The sequence below is a fragment of the Sphingomonas sp. genome (genome assembly GCF_024508665.1).
Lineage (GTDB): Bacteria > Pseudomonadota > Alphaproteobacteria > Sphingomonadales > Sphingomonadaceae > Sphingomonas.
This window is the reverse complement of record NZ_JANINP010000006.1, coordinates 1141081-1165237: the sequence shown is the minus strand read 5'-3', so window position 1 is coordinate 1165237 and position 24157 is coordinate 1141081. Positions and strand designations below refer to the sequence as shown.

20 protein-coding genes are annotated in these 24157 nt (G+C 64.5%); 9 read left to right on the top strand and 11 right to left on the bottom strand.

All coding sequences use genetic code 11. The annotated features are described in order from the left end of the window. Positions 1-190: 190 nt before the first annotated feature. Positions 191-661, top strand: coding sequence for an Lrp/AsnC family transcriptional regulator (locus Q0L25_RS14385; RefSeq protein WP_296615370.1), 471 nt, complete (start codon positions 191-193; stop codon positions 659-661). A gap of 46 nt (positions 662-707) precedes the next feature. Here Q0L25_RS14385 and Q0L25_RS14380 read toward each other — a convergent pair whose 3' ends face one another. From Q0L25_RS14380 to Q0L25_RS14365, 4 genes are all read right to left on the bottom strand, one after another. Then, positions 708-1580: an energy transducer TonB gene (locus tag Q0L25_RS14380; protein WP_296615368.1), complete on the bottom strand. Its 873-nt coding sequence runs from the start codon at positions 1578-1580 to the stop codon at positions 708-710. Between the two features lie 304 nt (positions 1581-1884). Continuing rightward, positions 1885-2208: a hypothetical protein gene (locus Q0L25_RS14375; RefSeq protein WP_296615366.1), complete on the bottom strand. Its 324-nt coding sequence runs from the start codon at positions 2206-2208 to the stop codon at positions 1885-1887. A 183-nt stretch (positions 2209-2391) separates the two neighbouring features. After that, positions 2392-5055, bottom strand: coding sequence for a hypothetical protein (locus Q0L25_RS14370; RefSeq protein ID WP_296615364.1), 2664 nt, complete (start codon positions 5053-5055; stop codon positions 2392-2394). A gap of 229 nt (positions 5056-5284) precedes the next feature. Beyond that, positions 5285-6766 carry a leucyl aminopeptidase gene (locus tag Q0L25_RS14365; RefSeq protein WP_296615362.1) on the bottom strand — a complete coding sequence of 494 codons (1482 nt, stop codon included), beginning with the start codon at positions 6764-6766 and terminating at the stop codon, positions 5285-5287. Between the two features lie 259 nt (positions 6767-7025). On the opposite strand from Q0L25_RS14365, the gene Q0L25_RS14360 reads away from it, so the two are divergent. Next, complete coding sequence (locus Q0L25_RS14360) at positions 7026-8186, top strand: metallophosphoesterase (RefSeq protein WP_296615360.1); 1161 nt, start codon at positions 7026-7028, stop codon at positions 8184-8186. Between the two features lie 24 nt (positions 8187-8210). Here the strand turns inward: Q0L25_RS14360 and Q0L25_RS14355 are convergent, their stop codons facing one another. From Q0L25_RS14355 to Q0L25_RS14345, 3 genes are all read right to left on the bottom strand, one after another. Beyond that, positions 8211-8999 carry a DeoR/GlpR family DNA-binding transcription regulator gene (locus Q0L25_RS14355; RefSeq protein WP_296615358.1) on the bottom strand — a complete coding sequence of 263 codons (789 nt, stop codon included), beginning with the start codon at positions 8997-8999 and terminating at the stop codon, positions 8211-8213. A 143-nt stretch (positions 9000-9142) separates the two neighbouring features. Then, the gene (lldD, locus tag Q0L25_RS14350) at positions 9143-10285 is read right to left on the bottom strand and encodes an FMN-dependent L-lactate dehydrogenase LldD (RefSeq protein WP_296615356.1); all 1143 of its coding nucleotides are present in this window, start codon (positions 10283-10285) and stop codon (positions 9143-9145) included. After that, a complete protein-coding gene (locus tag Q0L25_RS14345; RefSeq protein WP_296615355.1) occupies positions 10282-11706 on the bottom strand; it encodes a carbohydrate kinase in 1425 nt (474 codons plus the stop codon). The genes lldD and Q0L25_RS14345 overlap by 4 nt, the downstream gene beginning before the upstream one ends. A 138-nt stretch (positions 11707-11844) precedes the next feature. Here Q0L25_RS14345 and Q0L25_RS14340 point away from each other — a divergent pair, with 138 nt between their 5' ends. From Q0L25_RS14340 to Q0L25_RS14320, 6 genes are all read left to right on the top strand, one after another. Then, positions 11845-13959 carry a bifunctional rhamnulose-1-phosphate aldolase/short-chain dehydrogenase gene (locus Q0L25_RS14340; RefSeq protein ID WP_296615353.1) on the top strand — a complete coding sequence of 705 codons (2115 nt, stop codon included), beginning with the start codon at positions 11845-11847 and terminating at the stop codon, positions 13957-13959. 57 nt (positions 13960-14016) lie between these two features. Next, positions 14017-15321, top strand: coding sequence for a TIM barrel protein (locus Q0L25_RS14335; protein WP_296615351.1), 1305 nt, complete (start codon positions 14017-14019; stop codon positions 15319-15321). A gap of 92 nt (positions 15322-15413) precedes the next feature. Then, positions 15414-16277, top strand: a complete 864-nt coding sequence (locus Q0L25_RS14330) for a fructosamine kinase family protein (protein ID WP_296615350.1) — start codon at positions 15414-15416, stop codon at positions 16275-16277. A gap of 170 nt (positions 16278-16447) precedes the next feature. Beyond that, positions 16448-16939: a helix-turn-helix transcriptional regulator gene (locus Q0L25_RS14325; protein WP_367184144.1), complete on the top strand. Its 492-nt coding sequence runs from the start codon at positions 16448-16450 to the stop codon at positions 16937-16939. Between the two features lie 380 nt (positions 16940-17319). Beyond that, positions 17320-17964 (top strand): SOS response-associated peptidase family protein, encoded by a 645-nt coding sequence (locus Q0L25_RS21810; RefSeq protein ID WP_367184143.1) that lies wholly within the window; start codon positions 17320-17322, stop codon positions 17962-17964. A gap of 285 nt (positions 17965-18249) precedes the next feature. Next, positions 18250-18429, top strand: a complete 180-nt coding sequence (locus tag Q0L25_RS14320; protein WP_296615346.1) for an AlpA family transcriptional regulator — start codon at positions 18250-18252, stop codon at positions 18427-18429. A gap of 841 nt (positions 18430-19270) precedes the next feature. On the opposite strand, the gene Q0L25_RS14315 is transcribed toward Q0L25_RS14320, so the two are convergent. Beyond that, on the bottom strand, positions 19271-20380 hold the full coding sequence (locus Q0L25_RS14315) for a tyrosine-type recombinase/integrase (protein ID WP_296615345.1): 1110 nt from the start codon (positions 20378-20380) through the stop codon (positions 19271-19273). Between the two features lie 497 nt (positions 20381-20877). On the opposite strand from Q0L25_RS14315, the gene Q0L25_RS14310 reads away from it, so the two are divergent. Then, positions 20878-21387, top strand: a complete 510-nt coding sequence (locus Q0L25_RS14310; protein ID WP_296615343.1) for a GNAT family N-acetyltransferase — start codon at positions 20878-20880, stop codon at positions 21385-21387. Between the two features lie 15 nt (positions 21388-21402). Here the strand turns inward: Q0L25_RS14310 and Q0L25_RS14305 are convergent, their stop codons facing one another. The 3 genes from Q0L25_RS14305 to Q0L25_RS14295 are packed head-to-tail and all read right to left on the bottom strand — an operon-like array spanning position 21403 to position 24082. Continuing rightward, entirely contained in the window at positions 21403-22005 is a 603-nt protein-coding gene (locus Q0L25_RS14305; protein ID WP_296615342.1) for a TetR/AcrR family transcriptional regulator, read from the bottom strand. Next, positions 22005-23699, bottom strand: coding sequence for a sulfatase-like hydrolase/transferase (locus Q0L25_RS14300; protein WP_296615340.1), 1695 nt, complete (start codon positions 23697-23699; stop codon positions 22005-22007). Before Q0L25_RS14300 ends, Q0L25_RS14305 begins: the two co-directional genes overlap by 1 nt. Next, positions 23696-24082 carry a hypothetical protein gene (locus tag Q0L25_RS14295; RefSeq protein WP_296615339.1) on the bottom strand — a complete coding sequence of 129 codons (387 nt, stop codon included), beginning with the start codon at positions 24080-24082 and terminating at the stop codon, positions 23696-23698. Before Q0L25_RS14295 ends, Q0L25_RS14300 begins: the two co-directional genes overlap by 4 nt. Positions 24083-24157: the final 75 nt, after the last annotated feature.

Here is a 24157-nt window from a genome sequence, read left to right as displayed (position 1 = left end):
CATGATCGCCGTCCTCGCCACGGACATCCGGCCAGGTCGGATGTCCGCAATGGGTCGATCGGCGCCTGCCCAATCCCGCGATTCGATGGCAGGCGCCTTCGACTGATAATGCCCTGAATTGCGGTAAAGTATCTTGCAAATCGTTCGCCTGATTACCGGCCCTGCGCTCAAACCATTCCGGATATTCGGCTTGCAACGCATCAATCTTGACCAGATCGACAAAAGGCTTCTGGGCCGTCTCCAGCACGACGCTTCGGAGACGATGAACGACCTCGCCGACGCTGTCGCATTGTCGCCGACCGCCTGCTGGCGGCGCATCCAGCGGCTGAAGGACGGCGACATCCTGTTGCGGCGGGTCCATCTCCTGTCGCAGGAAGCCCTTGGCCTGTCGCTGACCGGTTTCGTGATGCTCAAGACCAACAACCATTCCGAAGCCTGGCTCGAACGCTTCTCGAAAGAGATCGCCGCCTTGCCCGCGGTCGTCGAATTTCACCGCATGACGGGCGAGATCGATTATCTGCTCAAGATCGTCGCGCCCGATCTCAGCGCCTACAATCAGATCTATCGCGCGATCATCCGGGTCGCGGACCTGACCGATGTCAGCGCGACCTTCTCGATGGAGCAGCTCAAATTCACGACGGAATTGCCGCTCGACTTTTGAACGACGACAGACGCGTGCCGCCGGCTCATAGATGCCGCCGGCACGGCTATTTCTTCTTGTTGATCTCATAGTCGACCGGCACGAGCAGCTGGATCGCATCCCCTACCACTGAGCTTGGCGGCTCGGGATAAGGCTGTGCCCGCTTGGCCAGGGCCATCGCCTCGTCATCGAGCGGTTTGATCCCCTGGCTTTTCACGAGCTCGGCAAGGAGGAGTTTACCGTGCCGGTCGATCGTGATGCGGATCATCACGACGTCGCTCTTGCCAAGACGCAGCGCCTCGGCGGGATAACGTTGCTTGCGCTGCAGGCGCGCCAGGACCTCGCCTTCCCAGCGGTCCTCATCGGCACGATCGGTGGTTGCCGGACGCGCGCGGGGTTTATCGGTATCGGTGGGGCTGGGATCGCTCTCGACGGGCGCCCTGGGCGCGGGGGCCGGACCGGCGTCGACCTTGGCATCGGATACCGGAACATCGCTCGGCGCGCGCAAGGCATCGGCGGGAATGGGCGTTGCAAGCGACGAGGTCGGCGCCTCGGTGACCTCGTCGCGGCCCGTGCCCGAATGCGCCGGGTCGGGACTGACCTCGGATTGCGTCATCCGGCGCTGCCCGCCATCCTCGGCAAATGTCACTTCCATGCCCGGCGCACCGTCGGGCTTGGGCCGAACGGCGTCATCGCGCCAGGCCGAAATCAATAAAATAGCGAAGAGCAGGAAATGCATCGCGCCCGACAGGAGGAGCGGCCGCCAGGCGCGGCGCCGATCGCGTTCCTCGAGCGACGAAAAGTCCGGCGGCGGTGCCCAGATCCGCCGGACGCCTTTGCCAAAATCACCATAATAAAGCGTAGCGCCGCCATCGCCCGGCTGCTCGATCGCTCGCAGTCCGCGCTTACCGTAAACCAGGAAGCGGGTCGCAACACTCACCGGGACAACGCCCCACCATCAGCGTACCGCCTGCCCGACGGGGCCGGTCGGCCGCTCCCTCCACCGGCAAGGATGACAGGCCATGGCCGTCTTGTCACCAAGGACCGCCCAACCTGGGTACCATTGCGGCACAACCGGCGAGAGGAGCGCGAACGCCTTGTGGCCCCCACCGGCCGTAGAGCGTTTTGCCTGAACGAGCCTTTCCATCGTACAAGGCCGCTTGCCGGTACAGGATGGAAGATAAGCCCCATCGGCCATGACCCAGGCAATTGTCCGCAGAGCTGCAGCATCGCCCGGGCTAGCGTCATGGCGTCCTGGGCGCCGTGGTGCGTCCTTCCCAAAACAGCTCCGCCTCGGCGACCGCCTGGCACCAGCAGGCCCAGGCCGCTGCCTCGTTCATCGCTGGATCGACCCCGAGCCAGGTCCGGGCGATCGGCCGCCAATCCTCGCCCCGTTCGACCGCGCCCCGAATGCGCGCGTGGCGCAAGGCGACCGTCCCGCGTGGGAAACCGCGAGGATCAGGAGCACCCGGCTCGCGCGCGGCGGCGCTCCCTGAAGCCGCATCCGCCTCGCTCGCATTGTGCGGCTTGTCAGGGAGCCGATCGTCCGGGTCGGGTCGCCCTTTCATACATCTCCTTGTCGCCGATGCAGTCGGGTTACCAAGGCTAACGATCAGGATCGGCGTCCACCGCACTCCGAGCCTTTGCCATGGCCGCGGGCGGCCTGCCGCCACCTTAGCGGCTGGAGACCGAACCGGAGTGCTAGCCGGTCCGCTGCCCGTGACGTCCCCGGGCCACGGATCTTGGGCCCGTTAGAACCGGCCGGTCAGGCTCAGCCTCGCGATGCGGCCGAGCGGGTCGCTCTCGTCCCGGCTAAAGCCTGGTGCCGGCGATCCATTGGCGAGGCGAACGCGCTGGCGCGCATCGAACAGATTGGTGACATCGAGCGAAACCCTGATCTTGCGATACCAGGCGACAGGCTGCATCCGGCGCCCGAACCGCCCCGGATCAAGCGACAGCCGGAGGTCGACAGCGGCATAAGGCGAAAAACGCAAGTCCCCCGCGCCATCGAGCGCGGCAGCCCGAGTGCGGCTCGCGCCACGCCGGCGTCCGCTCAGGGCCATTGCCACTCCCTTGTAGCTGGCGGTTGCCTGGAGGCCGAGCGTGGTGCGCGACACCCCTCCCCCGTCACCGGCCAAGCGATCGAATATCGGCAGGCCGGAGCGGATGAGCGTGCGATTGGTCAGCGCCAGGGTCTCGGTCAGATTGAGCTGGAGCGAGCCTTCGCGCCGGGCAGCCAGGCGCGAAGTCGGCGCACCCTTGGAACCGGTCGGTGAGGAAGCCCGCGGCGCCGGCGAGTTCGGAGACGGGACGGCGCGCATCGGGCCGAACGGCAGCCCCAGCGAAAGACCGCCCGACAGCTGCGAAGAGCGATCGCTTGCGATGGTGATCGGCCGGGTATCGATCGACAGGAGCCGGCCCTCGGCATCTCGCACGACACGATCGGGAAAAGCCTTCTCGACCGCTGCCGTCAGGCTCGGAAATGCCCCGATCCCGTCCACCGCCTCGTTCACCGTATAGCTTGCGTGGAGCTGCACGCGGGCCTTGGCGAACGGCCGCAGCGACCCGTCGAGCCGCAGGTTCTGCCTGATACCCTTGCCGAGCGCCGGATTGCCGCCGGTAATCTGGACGATGGTCGCTACCTCCTGACGGGCAAAATCATAGACCGGGACATTGGCGGTTTCGACGCGCGGCGCGCTCAATTGTTCGCTACTGGGCGCCGACTGGTCACGGCCATAGCCGGCGCTCAGGTGCAAAGCGGCGAAAGGTGTCCAATCGACACTGCCGGTGAGCTGGGTTCGGGCGCTCGCCCCGGTCGACAGATAGCGGCCGGCCCCAAGCGACGCCGACGAGGTTCCAAGAAAGCCCAACGCCTTGCCATTGGCCGTCAGCGGGATGTTGAGCGTGACCCGCGCATCGGCTTGCCGATTTGTCGCCATCGTCGCCAGGCCATCGTCCGATCCAGCCCGCGCCGTAGACCGCGCGCCGGCAAGTCCCGCCGAGATATTGATCGATGCACGACCCGCGGGGAGGGCCGCCAGGCCCCGGTCGGCCGTCAGCCGCATGGTTGCGGACAGGCTCGACGAGCGCGCGAGGTCGCGCCGGACCGGCAAGGCGGGTAGCGTTCCCCAGGGATCGAAGCTGATGTCGAGCGCGTCCAACCGCGTCTGCAATGCCTCGGCATCGGGCGCACGATCGGTCGTCGAGCGCGACCGACTGGCATCGATATTACCGGCAAGACTGAGCGCCCAGCCGCGAACCTCCCCGTTGAGGCTCGCCGATAGACCCGTACTGACCGCATATTGCCGCGTTGCCAGCGGACGTCCCGCGAGCACTCGTGTCAACGAGATGGGCACCGCGAATTGCGACCATGGATTGCCGGCCGGGAGCACCAGCGAGACGGTGGGCAGTCCGGTCAATTGCCGGCTGCCGCTCGCGTCCGCGCGCAGCGACAGACTGGCATTGAACCGTCCGAGCGGGACACTCGCACCGGCATTGAGCGACAGGCCTTGGGATCCTGCGAGCAATGTCCGCTCGTCATCCTGCTGGGCACCACCGACACGATTGGCGGTAGCGACGAAATCGGCCAGCGACGGCATGCCACCCCCGGCCACGGCCGGTATGCCCGCCACGGTGACGATGGTGCCGGCCAGCGCGCTCAGACGCGGATCGATTTCCCCGCCGCCGACCGCGCTTATGCTATTGCCGGCCGACGCTGGCGCCGTGCCCGCCGGGATCGAGCGGCTGCGTTGATAAAGCGGGGTCTCGCGTCGCGCCTGGAGGCTGAGGTTCCACCGCGTCGCGTCCCTGATACCAACCCGTCCCAGCCCGAGGGTTGACGACACCCTCCCCCCCGCGGTCGGCGCCGCCACACCGAGTTCGACCGTCCCGTTGTCGAACTGGCGCTTGAGCACGAGGTTCACGACCCGCTGGCCGGCGGAATAGCCGTAACGCTGGGCTGCGTCCGGAGGCAGGATTTCAAGCCGTTGCAGGGCGTCGGGCGGATAGCTGGTGATGTCGCGCGGATCGGCGATGCGTTGCCCGTTGACGAGCAGGATCGGCCGATCGCTATTGCCGTCGATCTGGGGGCCGACTTCAGACATCACCTCGCGGATGCTGTTGAGAGCGTAGGCCGCGATCTCGTCTTCGTCGAGCTCGCGCTCGGGATCCATGACCGCAGCGCCATAGCGTTTGCCCGTCACGACGATGTCGGGCGGCTGTTCCGAAAGCGGCGCGTCCGGACGCTCGCTATCCGCCTGCTCCTGGGCCGGAAGTGCCGCAGGCAGCGTCTGCGCGCGCCCGGCCGTTACCGCCCAGCCGCAGACGGCAAGCCCCAAGACGGCCGAGCGACCGCAGAGCCAGGCCGGGAATGGGCGGCATCGCACCGACCTCTCTGCCAGCTGGCTGCGTGTCATCGCCGATGCTCCCGCCCGAGGGAGCGCCGATCGCTCCCATGCCTTTCCCGTTCGATGGCTTTCAAACGAGCGAGACGGCGCAAACCCCGAACATTTTCGCGTATTTTGAGGGAGGTGCCTGCCCGAAGGGCACGATGCCGCGACGGCGTGGCGAGCCGGAAGACGACGGTCGGGAGAGTCCCCGCCCGCACCTTCCGCGCCCGAGGCGGAGCAACACTTACCTGGCCGATCAGGCGCTCAGATAATCGTTCCGTCGCACCAGGGCATCGAGCAGTTGCACGCCGAACCCGGTCGCCCATCCGGCCTCCCAGGCAACGTTGCTCTTCGCCTTCCAGGCGACACCGGCAATATCGATATGCGCCCAGGGCAGGTCGTCGGCGATGAACCGCTGCAGGAACTGCCCGGCCGTGATCGACCCCGCGCCACCGCCCGTGTTCAGGTTCTTCATGTCGGCGATCTCGCTGTCGAGCAGCTTGTCATAAGCGGGGTCGAGCGGCAGCCGCCAGACCGGCTCGCCACTCTCCTGCCCTGCCGCGGCAATAGCGTTTGCGAGCAGGTCGTTGTTGGAGAAAAGCCCCGCCCGCTCGTTGCCTAGCGCGACCACTATCGCGCCGGTCAGGGTTGCGAGGTCGATGATCGCCTTGGGCCTAAACTTCTGCTGGGCGTAATGGAGGACATCGCACAGGACGAGGCGGCCCTCGGCGTCGGTGTTGAGGACCTCGATGGTCTTGCCTGATGCCGAGCGCAGGATGTCGCCTGGCCGGAAGGCATCGCCATCAGGCATGTTCTCGACCAGCCCGACCAGGCCAACGACATTGGCCGGCGCCTGGCGGCCGGCAAGCGCCCGCATCGCCCCGACCACCGCGGCCGCACCCGCCATGTCGCCTTTCATAGCTTCCATATTGTCGGCGGGCTTGATCGATATGCCCCCTGAATCGAACGTCACGCCCTTGCCGACGAGCGTCAGCGGCGCCGCATCGCGCTCAGCAGCGCCGCGCCATTGCATCACCACGAGCCGCGACGCGCGCGCGCTGCCGCGCCCGACAGCGAGCATGGCCTCCATCCCCAGCGCCTCGAGCTCGGCCGGCCCAAGGATATCGACCTCGACGCCGAATGCTTCGAGGTCTTTTGCCCGGGCAGCGAACGCCTCGGGATGGAGAATGTTGGAGGGTTCGCTCACGAGATCGCGCGCAAGGATGACGCCCTCGGCCAGGGCGTCGAGCGCCGGGTCAGCCCCCGCCAGTGCGGTGCCAGTATCGGACACCAGCCGGATCGACTCGAGCCGCGGCCGCTGGTCAGCGGGGAGATTGGGACGATAGGTGTCGAACCGATAGGCGCCGAGCCGGGCGCCGAGCACGAATGGGCCGATCATATCCGAAGGCACGCCCGACACGCTCGCCTCGCGCACGCCACTCGCGACGAGATGGCGTGCCAGGGTGGCACCCGCTTCCTGCCAATCCTTCGTGCCGGGCGCCTTGCCGAGCCCGAGCAGCAAGGCGCGGTCGGCCTCGCAGAAGGACGGCGCCAGCACTTCGAGCAACTGCTTCGCCTTGCCGGAAAAACGCGCGGCGGCGGCCGCCCGCGCGAAAATCTTTTCGCTGGTCGAGGCCAGCTGGTTGGTCAGACGATTGGATGATTTGTCATCGCCGGCCTCGACCGCGCACCAGACAAGCGCATCGCCGCGAAGATCGCTGCCATAATCGATCCGCATCAGGCAGCCACTGCCTGACGCGGGGCCTTGCGGAACGCCACACTCGTCATCTTCTTCCCCACCCTTTTCTCGCCGGATGTCATTGCTTGAGCCACCGGCCCGGCCGTTGGTGGTCCGCGACGAAACGCGCAAAGGCGGTCGATACCGTAACGGCCGACGTCGTCCGGTGCGGCAATCGGCCGGCAGACACGTTTCCCAACAAGCGAAGGCCGGTCGGTCCGGTCACACCTGTCCAAAGCATCGCCAAGAGGGAAATCCCGTGAGCCTGACCGCGTCGAGCGCCGAAGTCCCAGAAGCGACCGTTCTCGCGCAAGAGCCCTGCGGGGCCATCGCGCCATCGGAGCAGGAAATCGAGCCGGTTGCAGACGGCCCCTATGTCGAGATGGCCGAAAGCGGTTGGATAGCGCGCTCGGTATCGGCCGATGGCCGTGCGGTAACAGCGCCGTCGGGAGCCGGCCACCTCCTCGCCATCGCGCCTGCCGATGGCGTGCTGGGATTCACGGTGCCCTTGCGCGATCCGGTCGAGGCGCCGCCGCCCGCCGTCCAGGCACTTGCCGACAACGTACCGCTTATGGTGGTTGCCGACACGCATGGCGAATTCGGCATCCTGATTGCCTTGTTGCAGGCACAAGGCATTATCGATGCGGCGCTTTCCTGGACGTTCGGCACGGGTCAGGTGGTGGTGCTGGGCGACGTCGTCGACCGCGGCGCGTATCAGATCGAAATCCTGTGGCTGCTCTACGGGCTCGAGGCGCAGGCAGCGGCCAAGGGCGGCGCGCTTCACTTCATTCTGGGCAATCACGAAGCGCTGATGCTGCAGGGAGACAAACGCTATCTCCACCCGCGCTATCACCGCACCGGCGCGATACTCGGCCGGGACCGCTACGCCGATCTCCTGGGCCCCAAGGACGTGCTCGGCCAGTGGCTGCGCAGCCGCAACGCCATGCTCAAGCTCGGTGACAACCTCTTCGTCCATGGCGGCCTGTCACCGGGCCTGATCGACGAAGCCCCGGACATTGCGGAGATCAACGATCGTGTCCGCGCGGGTATCGACATGCCGCTGAGCTCGCCGCCCTTACCCGGCGACATGAGTGCCGATCGCGAGGGACCTTTATGGTATCGCGGATATTTCCGGCGGCGCCACAAACGAGTGAGCGACGCCGATGTCGGGCGATCGCTCGATCATTTCGGCGTCCGCCGTATCTTCGTCGGCCACACGCCAGTGGACCGCGTCGCGCCCAAGTTCCGGGGCCGCGTCATTGCAGCCCACGTCTATCCGGCGCGGGACAAGGCGACGGGGCAACCGCAAATCGAAGCGGTATTGCGCGTAAATGGGCGCCTCCTAGGCGGCGATGCGACGGGTCAGCGCTGGGCGCTGCGCGCAGTCAAGAAGCCGGCTCCCGACGCGCCGCCTTCCTGAGCCAGCCACCGTCCCTACTGCCGGTCAGACCGCGATGACGAGCTTGATCCCGGCGGCCTCGATCATGTCGACGCTGTCCTTCCCGATGCCCTCGTCGGTGACGAGGATGTCGACGTCATCGAGCGGGCAGACGACATTGCCCGACGAGCGCGTGAACTTGCTGCTGTCGGCACAGATGACGATCTCTTCGGCGCGATCGATGAACCGGCGTTCGCCGGCGACAAGCAGCACATCCGCCTGCATGATTCCTTGCGGGCCGATGGCTGCCGCGCCCATGAACAATCGGGGAGCGTGGAAACGCGGCATGCTTTCTTCGCCTTCGGGGGCCAGAATGATGTTCTGGTCGCGAAAGACCGATCCCGAGGGCACGAGGATCTGCGTACCGGTCTGGGGCAAGAGCGCCGATACGATGTGGAGCGAGTTGGTCAGGACCTGGAGGCCCAGGCCGGCGAGATGGGGACACATCTGGAACGTCGTCGTCCCGCCATCGACCATGATGCCTTCGTTCGCACGGCAGAGGCCGGCCGCTGCCTTGCCGATTGCGCGCTTCTGATCGATCCGGTCCAGCAGGGATTGTTCGAACGATGCGCCGGTCAGTCTTAAGCCCGCGTCGCCTTTACCGTCCGGGCGCCCGGACACCAGGCGAGCGCCCCCATGGACCCGCTCGATCAGCCCCGCTTCGGCCAGCCGGGCGAGATCGCGCCTGATCGTGGCAGGCGACGCCGAAAGCCTGGACTGCAGTGCCTGATACGTGACGAACCCCCGTTCGCCGATGGCGTCGAGGATCAACCGCTCGCGCTCCTCGCCATGCATGTAGACGATCGATTCCTTTCCTTATGCGAGCCAGGCGATGACGGGTGCCGCGTAGCGCGCCTACCCGGTGCAGTTCGGCCGTCTTGCCGGGGCGAAGCCGCGCGGTCAACGCGGGCCGCGCCGCATGGCGAGCACCAAAGTGCCTATCGAACGAGAATGTCGCGCGAGATCTGGCTTATCCGGGTGAGGCCGGTCAGTGCCATGGCGACCCGCATCTCGGCCTCGATGAGACCGAGCATCTGCCGTACGCCCGCCTCGCCGCCTGCGGCCAGGGCATAGGCCCAGGCCCGGCCAAGCAGGACGCCCTTGGCGCCGAGCGCCAGCAGGCGCACGACATCCAGGCCGGAGCGAACGCCGCCATCGGCCAGAATGGCAAGCTTGTCGCCGACGGCGTCCGCGATCGGCGGCAAGGCACGGGCCGTGGAGAGCGCACCGTCCAGCTGGCGGCCGCCATGGTTGGACACCACGATGCCGTCGGCACCCAGGGCGACGGCCCGCTTGGCGTCCTCGGGATCGAGGATACCTTTTATGACGAGGGGGCCGTGCCATTCGGACCGGATGAAATCGAGGTCGCGCCAGGACACGCTGGGATCGAAATTGTCTCGCATCCAGGCAAAGAAGTCTTCCAGCCCGGTGCGGGGCCCCAGCACAGGCGCGACGTTGCCGAGACTATGGGGTCGGCCGCGAATGCCGACATCCCAAGCCCATCCGGGACGTAGCGCGCCCTGGATGGTACGCCTGATGCTGCCTGCGATCCCGGCGGCACCGGCAAGACCCGAGCGATAGTCGCGGTAGCGCGAGCCCGGCACCGGCATGTCGACGGTAAAGACCAGGGCAGAGCAATGCGCGTCCCGCGCCTTGGCGAGCAGGTCGCGCATGAAACCGCGGTCGCGGATCATGTAGAGTTGAAACCAGAAAGGTTGCGGCGTCTCGCGCACGACCTCCTCGATCGGACAGGCCGAGACCGTCGACAGGCAGAAGGGAATGCCGGCGGCAGCCGCGGCACGCGCGGCCTGAACTTCCCCGCGCCGCGCATTCATACCGGCTAGGCCAACCGGCGCGAGCGCTAGGGGCATGGCCATCTTCTGGCCGAACAGATCGGTGGCGAGGTCGATCGCCGACACATTCTCGAGCACGCGCTGGCGCAAGGCGATGCTGCCGAGATCCCGCATATTGGCGCGCAGGGTCACTTCGTCATAGCTGCCGCCATCGATATATTCGAACAGGAAGTGCGGCAGGCGACGGCGGGCGAGCGCGCGGAAATCGGATACCGAGGCAGCCTTCACGACACGGCCTCCAGCGCACCCGCGACGTCATCGTGCCAACGCTCGCGATAGTTCTCGATCGGCAATGCCAGCGGCTGGATCAGCTCGAGACCGCCCGATGGACGAAGGCCAGGCTGGAGAAGCCTCAGCGCGCCGAACGAGACGTCGTTATGGGCATTGGCCCTGTAGACTTTATCGTTCGGGCGAAGGGCCGCCAAGGCGCGCACGAATACTTCGGCCTCGGCAAAGCGCCCTTCCACAAGCAGGCACCCGCCCGCGCCGATAAGTCCAAGCGAGACATCGGCGACAAGGGCGGCATAAAGCGACACGGCCGCCCGGAGCGACGCCTGATCCGTGGGCTTGTCGATCCATCGGCCGCAATGGGCAGCAAAGGGGCCAAAGCCGGGCGCGAAGGTCGGCAAGACACGAGCCCCTTGTTCGAGCACCGAGCGCGTGGCCGCGACGATGTCGGCCTGATCGGCCTTGATATCGATGCGCCGGGTATCGCGTCCCGTCAGCAACTCGATCTCTCGGCCGCCCATGAACCGCGCCGACGGGATCATCCGTCCCGAGACGTCGACATTGATGAGCGTATCGCGCGCGGCCGGCAGCAGCACCGGATCGACGAAACAACCGGCGCCTGGCGTCCGCATCGCCACGAACCAGGTCCCGGTCGACATGATCGTGGCGTCGCGTCCTGCTATCTCATCGAACCCGCGAGCGGCAAGCAAGGCGGCGTTGGAATCGTGGAGCCCGCAATGGACGCTGGTTGCGCCCGATAGCCCGGTACGCTCGACCCATTCGGGCGACAGCGGGCCAAGGACGTCGCCGGCCTTGCGCAAACGCGGCATCAGGCTCGCCCAGCCGCGCGACCAGGCGAGCTGAGACGGCTTGCCCGCACGCGGATTCCACAGGTCAGTGTGACAGCCAAGGCTGGTGACCTCGCTCGCCGCCACGCCGCTCAGCCGCCACGCCCAATATTGCGCCCAAGGAAGGATGAGCGCGCCTGGCCCCAGGACTTCGGGCTTCAACCGCTCGATAAAGTGCAGCTGGGCGCCAAGGTTCAACCCGTCGGCGAGAAAGGGAGACCCGGTTTCGGAAAAGCGCGAACGCTGCCCGGCATAAAGCTCGCGGTCCTCCGCTGGAATGGCTTGCTCATAGTCCATTGGCGGCAACGCAAGGGCACCGCCACGAATGATCGCCGCCGCCGCTCCATGGCCGACGGGAATGATCGAGCCGATGGAACCGCGCCGACCGAAATCCGACAGGACCAGTGCGAGCCAGGCCTCGATTCCGGCGACATCGAGTGCCGCATAAGCGCCAGCGTCGATCCGCTCGTTGACCCGGGTTTCTCGAGCGAGAAGCTCGCCCTCCTTCGTCCACAAGGTGAGCTTGGACATCGTCTTCCCGATGTCGAGCACCACAACCAGCTCGCCTGTCACGCACCCTCCTCACATCGTAGCAATGATCGCTGTTGATTGATTTTGATTGTTTATAATCTTTTTAGATTGATTGTGAACACCCGCAGCGCTAGGAGGCCGACCGGCCCAACCGCAGCCAAGGTTCAAGGACACAAACGAATGGACGACGTGATTACCGCCAGCCGAACCGCGCCCGAGGCGCTCCTGTTCGCTATTCCCGAGAATCGCTGGGACGATGCCGTCGCGGCGACCAAGACGCCCGAAGAGCTGTTGCTCTACCGGTCGAACCTGCTCGGCGAGGATCTGACGGTCACCAATTTCGGTGGTGGCAACACTTCGGGCAAGCTCAAGGGCACGGACCCGCTCACCGGCGAGACGGTCGACGTGCTGTGGGTCAAGGGATCAGGCGGCGATATCGGCTCTATGAAGCTCGACGGCTTCGCCACGCTTTATCTCGACAAGTTCCGCGCGACCGAGCGGCTTTATCGCGGCGTCGAATTCGAAGACGAGATGGTCGATTATCTCCCGCACTGCACGTTCAATCTGAACAGCAGGGCGGCCTCGATCGACACCCCGCTCCATGGCCTCCTGCCTTTTGCGCATGTCGATCATGTCCATCCCGACGCGATTATCGCGCTCGCCGCTTCGAGCGGCGGCGAGGCAGCGACCCGAGAAATTTGGGGCGGCAAGATCGGCTGGCTGCCGTGGAAACGCCCGGGCTTCGAGCTCGGCGTCATGATCCGCGACTATGCGGCCCAGCACCCGGGATTGCGCGGCATCATGCTGGCCGGCCATGGCATCATCTGCTGGGCCGACGACGACAAAGCATGTTACGAAAACACGATCGGCCTGATCGCCGATGCCGCCGCCTATCTGAATGATCGGCTAAAGGGCCGTCCGGCCTTTGGCGGACAGGTGGTGGCGCCACAATCGGCGGCGGATCGCGCCGCAGCGGCGGCGCGCATCATGCCCCGACTGCGCGGATTGATGACCGGAGCCGGCAAGCTCGGCCATTTCGACGATAGCCCGGAAACGCTCGAGTTCATCGGATCGGCGGAGTTCGAACGTCTCGCGCGCATCGGCACGTCCTGCCCGGATCACTTCCTGCGGACCAAGATCGCGCCTCTCACGCTGGATCCCGCGTCGATCGACGACGACGCCTATCTCGACCAGGCACTCGCGGACTATCGAGCCGCTTATGCGGCCTATTATGGGCGCTGCGCAAAGGACGGAGACCCCGCCATGCGCGATGCAAACCCGGTCATCGTGCTGATTCCGGGCATCGGCCGGATCGCGTTCGGCGCGGACAAGACGACGGCCCGGCTGGCGAGCGAATTTTACGGCAATGCCATCAACGTGATGCGCGGAGCCGAGGCGATCGGTACCTATGAAGGCCTTCCTGAACTCGAAGCCTATGGCATCGAATATTGGGCGCTCGAGGAAGCCAAGCTCCAGCGCATGCCCAAGCCGAAGCCGATGGCGGGCAAGATCGCCGTCGTCACCGGCGGCGCGGGCGGCATCGGCGTCGCCACGGCCGAGCGCATGCTACGCGACGGAGCCTGTGTCGTGTTGCTCGACCGCTCGCCCGACGTTCTCGAGACGCGGCGTGACGAACTTGCCGCCCGCTTCGGCCGGGACGTGGTCCGCGCCACGATCTGCGACGTGACCGACGAAGCACAAATCGCCGCCGCGTTCGCTTTTGCCGCCCGCGAGTTCGGCGGCATCGACATCCTGGTCGCCAATGCCGGGATCGCATCCTCCGCGCCTCTGGAGGAAACGACCGTCGACTTGTGGCGCAAGAATTACGATGTGCTCGCCGAGGGCTATTTCCTGACAGCCAGGGCGGCCTTTCCGCTTCTGAAGGCGCAGAAGGGCGGCTCGATCGTCTTCGTCGGATCGAAGAACGGTATCGCCGCAGCGACGAACGCAGCTGCCTACGCCTCCGCCAAAGCGGCGTCGCTTCACCTTGCCCGCTGCCTGGCGCTCGAAGGTGCGAGCGCGGGCATCCGCGTCAATACGGTCAATCCCGATGCCGTGATCCGCGGGTCGCGCATCTGGGACGGCGACTGGCGCCAGGAGCGTGCCGGTGCCCATGGCATCGATCCCGGCGCGCAACTCGAGGAACATTATCGCAGCCGTTCGATGCTTAAGCGCGACGTCCTGCCCGAGGACGTCGCCGAGGCGATCTACTTCCTGGCGTCCGACGCCGCCAGCAAGTCGACCGGTAACATGATCAACGTCGATGCGGGCAACGCCCAGGCTTTCACGCGCTGATCGATCAAGGGGCCGGGATGCTCGAGCGTCCCGGCCCAACACGAGAGGATGACAGAAATGACAATCACGGCAACGCAGCCGCCGCTCAATGCGGATCAGATCGCCGGCCTGAACGCACTCCATGCCGCTGACCTGGACAGGGATTTCGAGCATCTCGCCGGCCAGCTCGATCGCCGGGGCATCGATGTCGACGCGACGCTCGCTGCAGTCGCGCGGTTCGAGGTCGCCATTCCCACCTGGGGAGCCGGTCGCGGCGGCACGCGCTTTGCCAAATTTCCGATACCGGGCGAACCCACCAATATTCACGAAAAGCTCGCCGATTGTGCCGTCGTCCACCAGCTCGCGACGGTCACGCCCCGGGTCAGTCCGCATTTTCCCTGGGACAAGGTTGACGATTATGGGGCGCTGAAGGAAGAGGCGAGCGCTCTCGGCATCGGCTTCGACGCGGTCAATTCGAACACTTTCCAGGACCAGCAGGGCCAGGCAAACAGCTACGCCACGGGTTCGCTGACATCGACCGACGAAGCGACCCGCGAACAGGCGATCGAGCACAATATCGAATGTATCGAGATCGGCCGCCAGCTGGGCAGCCATGATCTGACCGTATGGATCGGCGACGGGACCAATTTCCCTGGCCAGCAGGATCTCGCCGGCCAGTTCGACCGCTATCTCGGCTCAGCCAGCCGGATCTATGCTGTACTTCCCGACGACTGGCGGATGCTGATCGAGCACAAGATGTTCGAGCCGGCTTTCTATTCGACGGTCATCGCCGATTGGGGATCGTCGATCCTGGCCGCGCAGGAACTCGGCCCGAAGGCCAAATGCCTGGTCGATCTCGGCCATCACGCGCCCAACACCAATATCGAGCAGATCGTTGCCCGTCTTCACCGGTTCGGCAAGCTGGGTGGCTTTCACTTCAACGACTCGAAATATGGAGATGACGATCTTGATTCCGGATCGATCAATCCGCACCAATTATTCCTGGTCTTCAACGAATTGATCGAGGCGGCACAGAAGCCCGGCACGGGCTTCAACCCTGCTTATATGATCGATCAGTCGCATAACGTCACCGATCCCATCGAGAGCATGTTGTCGTCGGCCGAAGCCATCGTACAGGCCTATGCCAAAGCGCTCATCGTCGACCGCGACGCTCTCCACGAGGCGCAGGCCAGGAATGATGCGATGATGGCATATCAGGCGCTGCGCTGCGCCTATAATGTCGACGTGTCCCCGCTCGTGGCGAAGGCCAGGGTTGATGCGGGCGGTGCCTATGACGTGCTTGCCGCTTACCGGGCATCGGCCTGGCGCCGCCGCAAGGCACAGGAGCGAACGCCGGCCGGCACGGGTTCGGGGATCGTCTGATCGAGGTTAGCGAAAATTTGGCCCGGCCGTGTGGTGGACGCACGGCCGGCACGTTCTTGGCGGCACGCAAATCCCGAGAGGATGGTATTTTTGTGATCGACCACGACCTTCCGCCATCGCTCCTCTCCTATCTGGAGAATGAAGGGCGCGGCGCACTCAAGACGTGTGACGGGGTGCCGGGCGGCACGATCAACCAGACGCGCCGGATCGAGACAACAGGCGGCTTTAAGGGCATCGCCAAATTCGCCGCGGATATTCCGGCCGATTTCTATGCGATCGAGGCACAGGGGCTCGCCGAATTGCGCGGGACGGGATTTCGGGTTCCGGACGTCATTGCCACCTCCGCCGATTTCATCCTGCTGGAAGATCTGGGAACGCACCCTCCAGAAGAGGTCGACTGGCGCGCTTTCGGTCGTGCCGTGGCCCGATTGCACCAGTGGCACGACCCGCTATTCGGCTTTGCCCACGACAATTATATCGGCCGGCTACGGCAAACGAACAGCCGGACGGCGAATGGGCATGAATTCTTCGCCCAACATCGCATCCACGCCTATCTGTCGCTGCCGCTATGCGAACTGGCGACGACAGAGGATGACCGGCGCAACATCGGCAAATTTGCCAGCAAGCTCGCCGATTTCATTCCAAGCCAACCCGCGTCCTTGCTCCATGGAGATCTGTGGTCGGGTAACATCATCCCGCTCGGCGACGGTCAGGCTGGATTGATCGATCCCGCCGTATATTTCGGGTGGGCAGAGGCTGACCTTACCGCGTCCTGGCTATATCCCGGCGTGCCGGCGGACTTTTTCGACGCGTACAACGAAGTCAATCCGCTGGAGCCAGGCTATATGGAGCGGTTTCCCCTGCTGGCCGTCCGTGAATGGTTGGCCATATTGGCCCAGTTCGGCCCCAATCCGGTAGTGAACAACATTCGTTCAGTTATCGCCCCCTATGTCTAGATAACCGGAGCAAGAACAAACGGACCAAGCATCGGATGTAATCGCGCGCCGACCCGATAAGCGTGCGACACATTTTGCAGACGAATTACGTAGAACGACTGACCGGACGATTTGCCGTAAGCGTGATAAGTGCATAAATTGTTTAAATAAATCTCGTCTGATTTAGCGCCTTGCGTATAATCCCCCGACTATACGTCCAGATCGGGGGGATCAGCTTGGACCAGGCAATCTTGCGATTGACCGAACGCCAAAAGGCTTGCCTGCGCCTGGTCGGCCGCGGCTACACGTCGAAACAGATCGGCCGCCAGTTGGCGATCAGCCCGGCAACGGTCGATAATCACGTGAGAGACGCCTTGGCGACGCTGCAAGTTCAGAGTCGCGCCGAAGCGGCAAGGCTGTTGGTGGATTGGGAGGCTGGGTTACCCCGTGCGCCGATCGCGTACGATGCGAGCGCGGTAGAGGCGCCTGCCCCCCATGATCAGCCGTTAGGACAGCGTCGATCGACTTGGTGGGCATCGCTGGTGCCCCCTTTGGGCGGCGAACGACGGCAGCAGAGCACGCGCGCCGAATTGTTCGCGATAGTCCAAATTGCGGCGATTGGCTTTTTTTGCCTGATCGTCCTGACACTTGGAATCGCACTCGTCCTGTGGCTAATTCGGTGAGCTAACCGGCTTGGCGAAAACGCCTCGCCCCATGTCAAAAAAGGCCTCGGCAACGCCGCCCAACTACGGCGCTGCCGAGGCCAGTGTCAGGGCGAGGAAGCCCCCTAAATCCGCGCGCCGGAGGGACGAGCGGATCGGCGGTAAGTCGATGCGGCATCCAGCGATGGCGCCCGTGACGCATGATCGATCGCTTGCGGAAAGAGGCGATCGTGACAAACCTTACAGGCAGGGGGTGCAAATGGGGAATGCACCTCGTGCCCGTGGAATGAACGCATAAATGGCAATGGGACCGCCATCGAAGTGAAAATTATTTTGCCACGCTTGGGCGAGCACGTCCGGCCACCCGGATCGCGGCCGGCTGCGCGCCCGCGCCCCAGCCGATGACGCGGCTGTACCGATGCCGCGCGTCGCTTTCGGAAGTAGCCGCAACCTTCGGCGCCGATGCTATTGCGGGCACGCTCTGGCAGCCGACCGTCTGGCCGGGAAGCAGAGCCCTGATCGTCCGCGCGCATGGCGATCGCCGACGCATCGAGCTCGCAACCTGGGGGCTGCCCTGGCAGCCTGGCACCGAACGCCTTGCCACCTGCCTTCGCGACATGATGGCGCCGATCGGGTTCGGCGATCGCAGCGATCCGCCCGAGCGATGCCTTATCGTCCTCGAGTCTTTCGCCTTGCCTGCAGGTGCGCCACGCTCGAGAACCCAGAGCTGGTTCGGACTGAGCGACCGGCCCCTTGTTGGATGGGCCGGCATCCTACGCGAAATGCCGGGACGCGGCCCGTGTTTCGCAGGGATTGCGGCACCCGCCAATGACCTCATTGCACCCCTATCGCCGACCATGCCGGCTTTGCTCGAGCCGGCTGAAGACCAAACCTGGTTGACCGCGCCGCTTGCCGAACTCGGAAATTGCAGACGTCCGCATGATGCCGATTCCATGTATGCCGAATGGACCGACGATCCGTGGCCGCGGCCCATATCGAAGCCACGCAAGATGCCAGGGCAAGGGGGCAGCGTCTCTCGGCATTAATGGATCGCCGGATAAAGCTTTGGGGTCGGAACCGATCCCTCCGTGGCCGACTGACGCCCAAAGCCTCGTTGGGAGGATAGTTAGGGGGACCGATAAGCTAGGATAGCCCCTTTCCTACACCGCCTCGCAGCGCCACGCGCCGACATTGAGTGCGGGGACGCACGTCGGGCGGTAGAAAGCTCCAGCACCTCTCGATATCCTGCTCTTTCGGGGGTGTGCCGTCTCAAGGGGGCGTCAATCGCGCAAGGGCCTTTCGCCGTGAACGATCCGTCACCGCTCATTCCCATGAAGCTCGCGATCAGGCTGACATCCCTATCTCGAGCGACGATCTACCGCCGAATCGCAGAAGGACGCTTCCCGCCTCTCGTCGATCTGGGAGGACGCCGTATCGCTTTCCGGCGAGACGAACTGGATCGCTGGATCAATAACCCCAGCGACTATCGCCAGCCGGGCCTGCGCGGGTGAAGTCGAGCTCGGGGAGCTCCGCCGGAGAGAGATGGCGCCGCCGCGAAAGACGCGGGCATGAACGAGTATGCCGGGAATTCTTCGCTCGGTAGGCTGATGGCGGATCCGGAAACCGGCGAGCCTATGCCAGGTTGCGGCGGCTGCGCGTAACATGTCCGGCGAACGACAAGTGAGTGCGGGTTCCAATGATCACCTATTATCATCGCGGCAGGGGTCGCTACCAATCTGATACTGGTCGGAAAAAAAGGCCTCGGCAGCCACTCGTCGGGGCAATGCCGAGGCCAGGAACAGGGCGAGGAAGCCCCCAGATCCGCGTCCCGGAGGCAGGGAACGTGGACATCGGCCGGTCGATCCTGCGGCAAGCAGCGAAGGAGCCCTGTGACGCAAGAGCGCTCGCCTGTGGAATAGGCGAGCGTGACAAACCGAGCGGGCCGCAATCGGCAAGGGATGCAATGCGGACCTGTCTGAATAACGCGCCAGGGTCCCGGGGACCGCCATCGGACAAGCCAATATTTTTCCGGGCTCGAAGCCAAGACCGCGCCACCTTCAACTGCACTCATCGCTATGCGACCGCTTGGTCTCGCTCCTCACCCGTTATGTCCAAAATCAGAGCACTCCCTCGTTTCCCTGAAAGTGGTTAGTCAGCTGCAACAGACCGACCCGGGCTCCCTCGCCGTGATCCATCATCGACCACCCATTTCGAGCCGGCGTTTTGCACCTGGGCGAGGAAGTGGATGCCCAACTTGTCGCATCAAAGGGATTGAGACGAACGGAAACCAGATTCCGGCTATCGCATGCAGCGATCAAGAATTAACGCCGCGCCTGCCGGAACGGACCTTTGTTACGCTACTGCCCGCAGCCTGGTGCCCACGATCGGCACGATCGCCTTGGCCGTCAACTCTTCCAAGCCATCGACTATGTGCCGCGAATAATGCCGTTCGATCATCTCGACGCTCGTGTCGTGCATGGCGGCGACGAGCCGGATGGGAAGGCCTGCGCGGATCGCGCGAACGATCGACGAATGGCGAAGTGCATATGGTATGGTCCCGGCCAAGCCGATCGAATCGCAAATCTCGTTGAAGGGCCGGGTAATCTCGGCAGCAGCGGTCCACGGGCCACGATAGTCGCGCACCCAGATCAGGCCTTTGCCAGCGGTCTTGCGGACCTGCTTCATGCGCCAACGGCTCAATAATGGTTCATCGTAGCGGCGACCGCTGATGACCGGCCGAAGTATGTCGATGACGTCCTCGCCTACCCGCACGGGATAGTGCGCCTCGGCCTTTCCTTTCCCTTTGCGGCTGAGCGGAATGAACAGCCGTTGGCGGTCGGCCTGCACATCTCCTACCGTCAAGCGCTGCAGCTGGGAAAAGCGGGCACCCGTTGCCGCCAGGAGCAGGACCATCCGACCGACATCGCCGTCGGCATCGTAATCCAGCGCTGCCGCGACAATCCGACGCACGGTCGCGTCATCCAGAATCTGGTTCTCGCGCGCCTTCTTGTGCCCTTCGGGCAGCATGCCTTCGGCAGAGAGGCCCCAGCGCACGCGCTCCGAAAAATCGCTCGGCAAGCGTCGCCTGAGACGCCGGTGAGCGAGATTGAGCGCCGCTTTGAAGTCGTTCATGGTACGGACACGGGCGCCCGGCGTGCAGTCGGGCGCGACGGTTTCCTTCCAGGCGACCAGCGCGTCTTCGCTGAGGTCCGCTAGCTCGATATCAGCGATGGCATCCTCTAGAACGTATTTCGTCAGGCGCGATGCGGCATCGGACCGCTGGCGGGTGCCCGGACGCTGTTCGCGCAAACGCGCGTCGCGGACGGCAATATAATGCTCGACGACCGTCCGGACGGTTTGGCGCAAGCCTCTCGCCTTGCGCTCGGCTTTTGCGCGCAGCTCGGTGACCAGCTCGCGCGCGCGCTTGCAGGCCTCGTTGTAGGAAAAGGTGCCCATGGCCATGTGATCATCGGCAAGACCGATCGTCGCGCGGCGATAATTGCCCTCACCGATATACCAGCGCACCAGCCATTCGCCGCCTTTCGCACGCTTGCGGTATCCCAAGTGCAGGTCCCCATCGAGTGCCCGCCAATGCAGGCCTGTGGCGAGTGCCGCACGAGCGCTTCGCGTCGTCAGCTTTGCTTCTTTAAGGCCACCCGGCATCGCGATTCCGTACAGTATCCGTACAGTATTATCGGTTGTGGCACGATGATACGCCTTGAACGATAAGCGCACAAGTACCTAGAATAACTGGATAAAATGATACATCGTGAGACGATATTAAGGCCAGTTTTTTAATGCTCTCACGGCGAAAACACGGGTTCGAGTCCCGTAGGGGTCACCAGCTTCTAATTTTGCTTTGCCGCATCGAGCGCGGCGTGGCGCCGCCGCCCGAACCAGTGGCGACGCAGAGGATATCGGCGGTTGCGTCCCGTGCGACAGCTTGCGAATTTGCGGCCATGACCGATCCCTCCATCCGCCCCGTCGGACCCGACGATGCCGCCTCGATCGCGGCGATCTATGCGCATCATGTGCTGCATGGGACCGCGACGTTCGACATCGACCCGCCCGATGCCGCTTCGTGGCACGACAAGATCGCGTCGATCACCGCGCGCGGATGGCCGTTCCTGGTCGCCGAGCATGACGGCGTCATCGTCGGCTATGCCTATGCGACCCAGTTTCGCGACCGACCGGCCTATGCCGAGACGTGCGAGAATAGCATCTATCTGGCGCCCGATCAGCTCGGCCGCGGGATAGGATCACGCTTGCTGCCCGCGCTGGTCGAGGCGGCGCGGCGCGCGGGATTTCGCCAGATGATCGCCGTGATCGGCGGCAGCGAGCCCGGATCCGTCGCACTTCATGCGAAATGCGGCTTCGTTCACGCCGGCCGGATGATCGGCGTCGGCCGCAAGTTCGGTCGGATATTGGATACAATCTACATGCAGCGCGCGCTGGACGGGGAGGGCTAGGGACTCGCGCGCGCGTCAATCCGCCGCGGCCGAGTTCTCCGCACCGGCCAATCGCAACACTTCGCGCAGGACGATACGACGCGCCACGTCGACCGACAGGCCCTGCTCGTCGCGCAACCGCTGCCAGGCTTCGAAACTCAGCATCAGGTCGATCGTCTCGAACCGCACCACGTCGTCGGTGATTTCGCGCGGCAGGAAAGAGCGCAGCCGCTGCCGCATCATGCCGAGCATGCGGACATGTTCGGCCTGGATCGCCGGCGACATGTGGCGATGCGCGTCGCCCGCGCGCTTGAACGGCAGCAGGCGTTCATAAGTCGCCGTCCGCCGCTCGATCGCCTCGACCAGCTGGCCTTGCCACTCGACCGAATCGAACGGGATCAGCCACATCTCGTAATGTTCGGCCAACCGCCCGGTCATCGCGGCGTAGAGGCTCTCCATGTCGGAGAAATGCCGAAACACCGTGCGCAGGCCGACCCCGGCACGCGACGCCACTTCCTCGGCGCTCGGCGTGATCCGCCCCTCGGCAACCAGTTCGAGCATTGCCGCGACGATGGCGTTTCGGCTGTTCTGGGAGCGGAGGCGGCGGCCGTCGGCAGGCAAGACGTCGGGTGGATTCATCAATTCGACCAGTAGATATAGGTTTCGCCCGGCCGGGGTTTGGTGCCGAGCGGCCGATCGATCGCGATCGGCGTGCGGATCAACGACGGCCACGCCGGCTTTACGCTCTCGCGATCATGTTGGGCAATTAGTCCCTTGAGCCGCCCTACGACATCGGGATGGAGCGCTGCGACATCGTGCCGTTCGGTCGGGTCGGCCTTCATGTCGTACAGCAATGCCACGTGCGGCAGATCGAGCAGTTGCAGCTTCCAGTCGCCGTCGCGCACCACGCGATACGGGCCGCTGCGCCAGAACAGGGTGTTGTGCGGCGTACCGGTCTTCTTACCCTCGACGAACGGCATCAGGTCGACTCCGTCGATCGCGCGATCCTTGGGCAATGCGGCACCGGCTACGTCGCCTGCGGTGGAGAAGATATCGAAATGACTGACCGGACCCGCGACACTGGTGCCCGGGCGTATCTTCGCCGGCCAGCGCATGAAGAACGGCACCTTCACCCCGCCTTCGAAGAAGGTCGCTTTCCACCCGCGATAGGGCCGGTTGATGTCGGGCAGCCCGATATAATGCGCGCCGCCATTGTCGCTGGTGAAGATCACCAACGTGTTCTGGTCGAGCCCCTGCGCCTTGAGCGTCGCCATCACCCGTCCGACGCCGCGATCGAGCGCCCGGATCATCGCGGCATAGACCCTCAAGCGATGGTCGGCGATCTGCGGAAGCGCGTCGTAATCGGCCTTGAGCGCCTGGAGTGGCGTGTGCGGAGCGTTATAGGCGAGATAGAGGAAGAACGGCCGGTTGCGGTTGGCACCGATCGCCGCGATCGCCTGGTCGGTCAGATAGTCGGTCATGTAGCGCGCCGGCCGGAACCGCTCGCCGCCATTATATTGAACGCTGAACGGCAGATTGGCCCATAGGAATTTGTCGATCGGGTCGAAATCCTGTTTGGAGTTTTCGACGTCGGGGCTGTTTTCCGGGAGGTACATCTGCCCGCCGATCATGAAACCCAGGCTTTCGTCGAATCCCTGGTCCTCCGGCCGCATGCCCTTGGCGTCGCCGAGGTGCCATTTGCCGAGATGCATGGTGTGATAGCCCCGCGTTCGGAGCAGTTCGGCGATGGTGATCTCGCTGCTCGGGACGCCCTTGTCGGCGACCGTCGCCGGGGCGCGTGCGGCGTCCTCGTCGAAGATCGTCTTGTGTTCCCAATCAGTCTTGAAATTGGCGATGGTGCGGGAAAACGCGGCGTCGGTGCGGATCAGGCGAGACGGGAACCAAGCGGGTGGATGAACCTCGGCAGGCGTGAATTCATAGCCGAAGCGGGTCGGATAGCGCCCGGTCATCAACGCCGCTCGACTGGGCGCGCAGGTGGCATTGCCGGCATAGCCGTCGGGGAAGCTGACGCCACCACGTCCCAATGAATCGATGTTCGGAGTTTTGACCAGCCCGCCGGCGACGCCGCCGCCGTTGAAGCTGATGTCGTTATAGCCGAGGTCGTCCGCGACGATCAGCACGATATTGGGCGGCCGTTTGTCGGCCGGCACCGCGGCGGTCGTCGGACCAGGCTGCCATTTGACCGGACGGTTGTCGGCAACGTGCGGCGCGATCCATCCGGGCAAGTGTAGGAACACGTAATCCTTGGCGGCGAACCCCGCCAGGCCGATCACCCCGACCGTGCCGAGCGTCCATTTAGCCCATGTCTTCATCGGTTGCGCTCCGCCTCGAACGTGCGCCAGCCCAGTGCGAGCAACGCGATCATGATCGCTTCGGCCGCCATCGGAGGAAAGGCGATCGTCGGCGCTCCATCGGCGACGAGGCTGATCGTGCGTCCGACGATGGCGATCGACAGCAAGCAAAGCGGGACGAGCAACGGCAGGCGCCAGGCCCGCCACGCCGCAGCAAGCGCGAAGACGCCGCCGGTCACGAAGAATGCAGTGAAGTCGGCACGCATCGTCGCCATGCCCTGCGTTCCCAAGGAGGTCAGGAAAAAGCGCAGACCGGCTTGCGCCGGATCGAGCAGGAATCCGAGTCCCAGCACGACGTTGAATAGTCCGACCAGACCCACGGCAACGCGGACGATATTACGCATCCGATCCCTCCCCTGTTTTGCCCACTTTAGCAGCCGCCGCGCCCAGCGCAATGTTTCGGCATTGATTATGCCAAA

Bases quoted from the DNA above. Each gene is read 5' to 3' on its own strand.
- Q0L25_RS14375 (WP_296615366.1), bottom strand. From the start codon at position 2,208: ATGAAAGGGCGACCCGACCCGGACGATCGGCTCCCTGACAAGCCGCAC.
- Q0L25_RS14370 (WP_296615364.1), bottom strand. From the start codon at position 5,055: ATGACACGCAGCCAGCTGGCAGAGAGGTCGGTGCGATGCCGCCCATTC.
- Q0L25_RS14365 (WP_296615362.1), bottom strand. From the start codon at position 6,766: ATGCGGATCGATTATGGCAGCGATCTTCGCGGCGATGCGCTTGTCTGG.
- Q0L25_RS14355 (WP_296615358.1), bottom strand. From the start codon at position 8,999: ATGCATGGCGAGGAGCGCGAGCGGTTGATCCTCGACGCCATCGGCGAA.
- Q0L25_RS14340 (WP_296615353.1), top strand. From the start codon at position 11,845: ATGGACGACGTGATTACCGCCAGCCGAACCGCGCCCGAGGCGCTCCTG.
- Q0L25_RS14335 (WP_296615351.1), top strand. From the start codon at position 14,017: ATGACAATCACGGCAACGCAGCCGCCGCTCAATGCGGATCAGATCGCC.
- Q0L25_RS21810 (WP_367184143.1), top strand. From the start codon at position 17,320: ATGACGCGGCTGTACCGATGCCGCGCGTCGCTTTCGGAAGTAGCCGCA.
- Q0L25_RS14320 (WP_296615346.1), top strand. From the start codon at position 18,250: ATGAAGCTCGCGATCAGGCTGACATCCCTATCTCGAGCGACGATCTAC.
- Q0L25_RS14315 (WP_296615345.1), bottom strand. From the start codon at position 20,380: ATGGCCATGGGCACCTTTTCCTACAACGAGGCCTGCAAGCGCGCGCGC.
- Q0L25_RS14310 (WP_296615343.1), top strand. From the start codon at position 20,878: ATGACCGATCCCTCCATCCGCCCCGTCGGACCCGACGATGCCGCCTCG.
- Q0L25_RS14305 (WP_296615342.1), bottom strand. From the start codon at position 22,005: ATGAATCCACCCGACGTCTTGCCTGCCGACGGCCGCCGCCTCCGCTCC.
- Q0L25_RS14300 (WP_296615340.1), bottom strand. From the start codon at position 23,699: ATGAAGACATGGGCTAAATGGACGCTCGGCACGGTCGGGGTGATCGGC.
- Q0L25_RS14295 (WP_296615339.1), bottom strand. From the start codon at position 24,082: ATGCGTAATATCGTCCGCGTTGCCGTGGGTCTGGTCGGACTATTCAAC.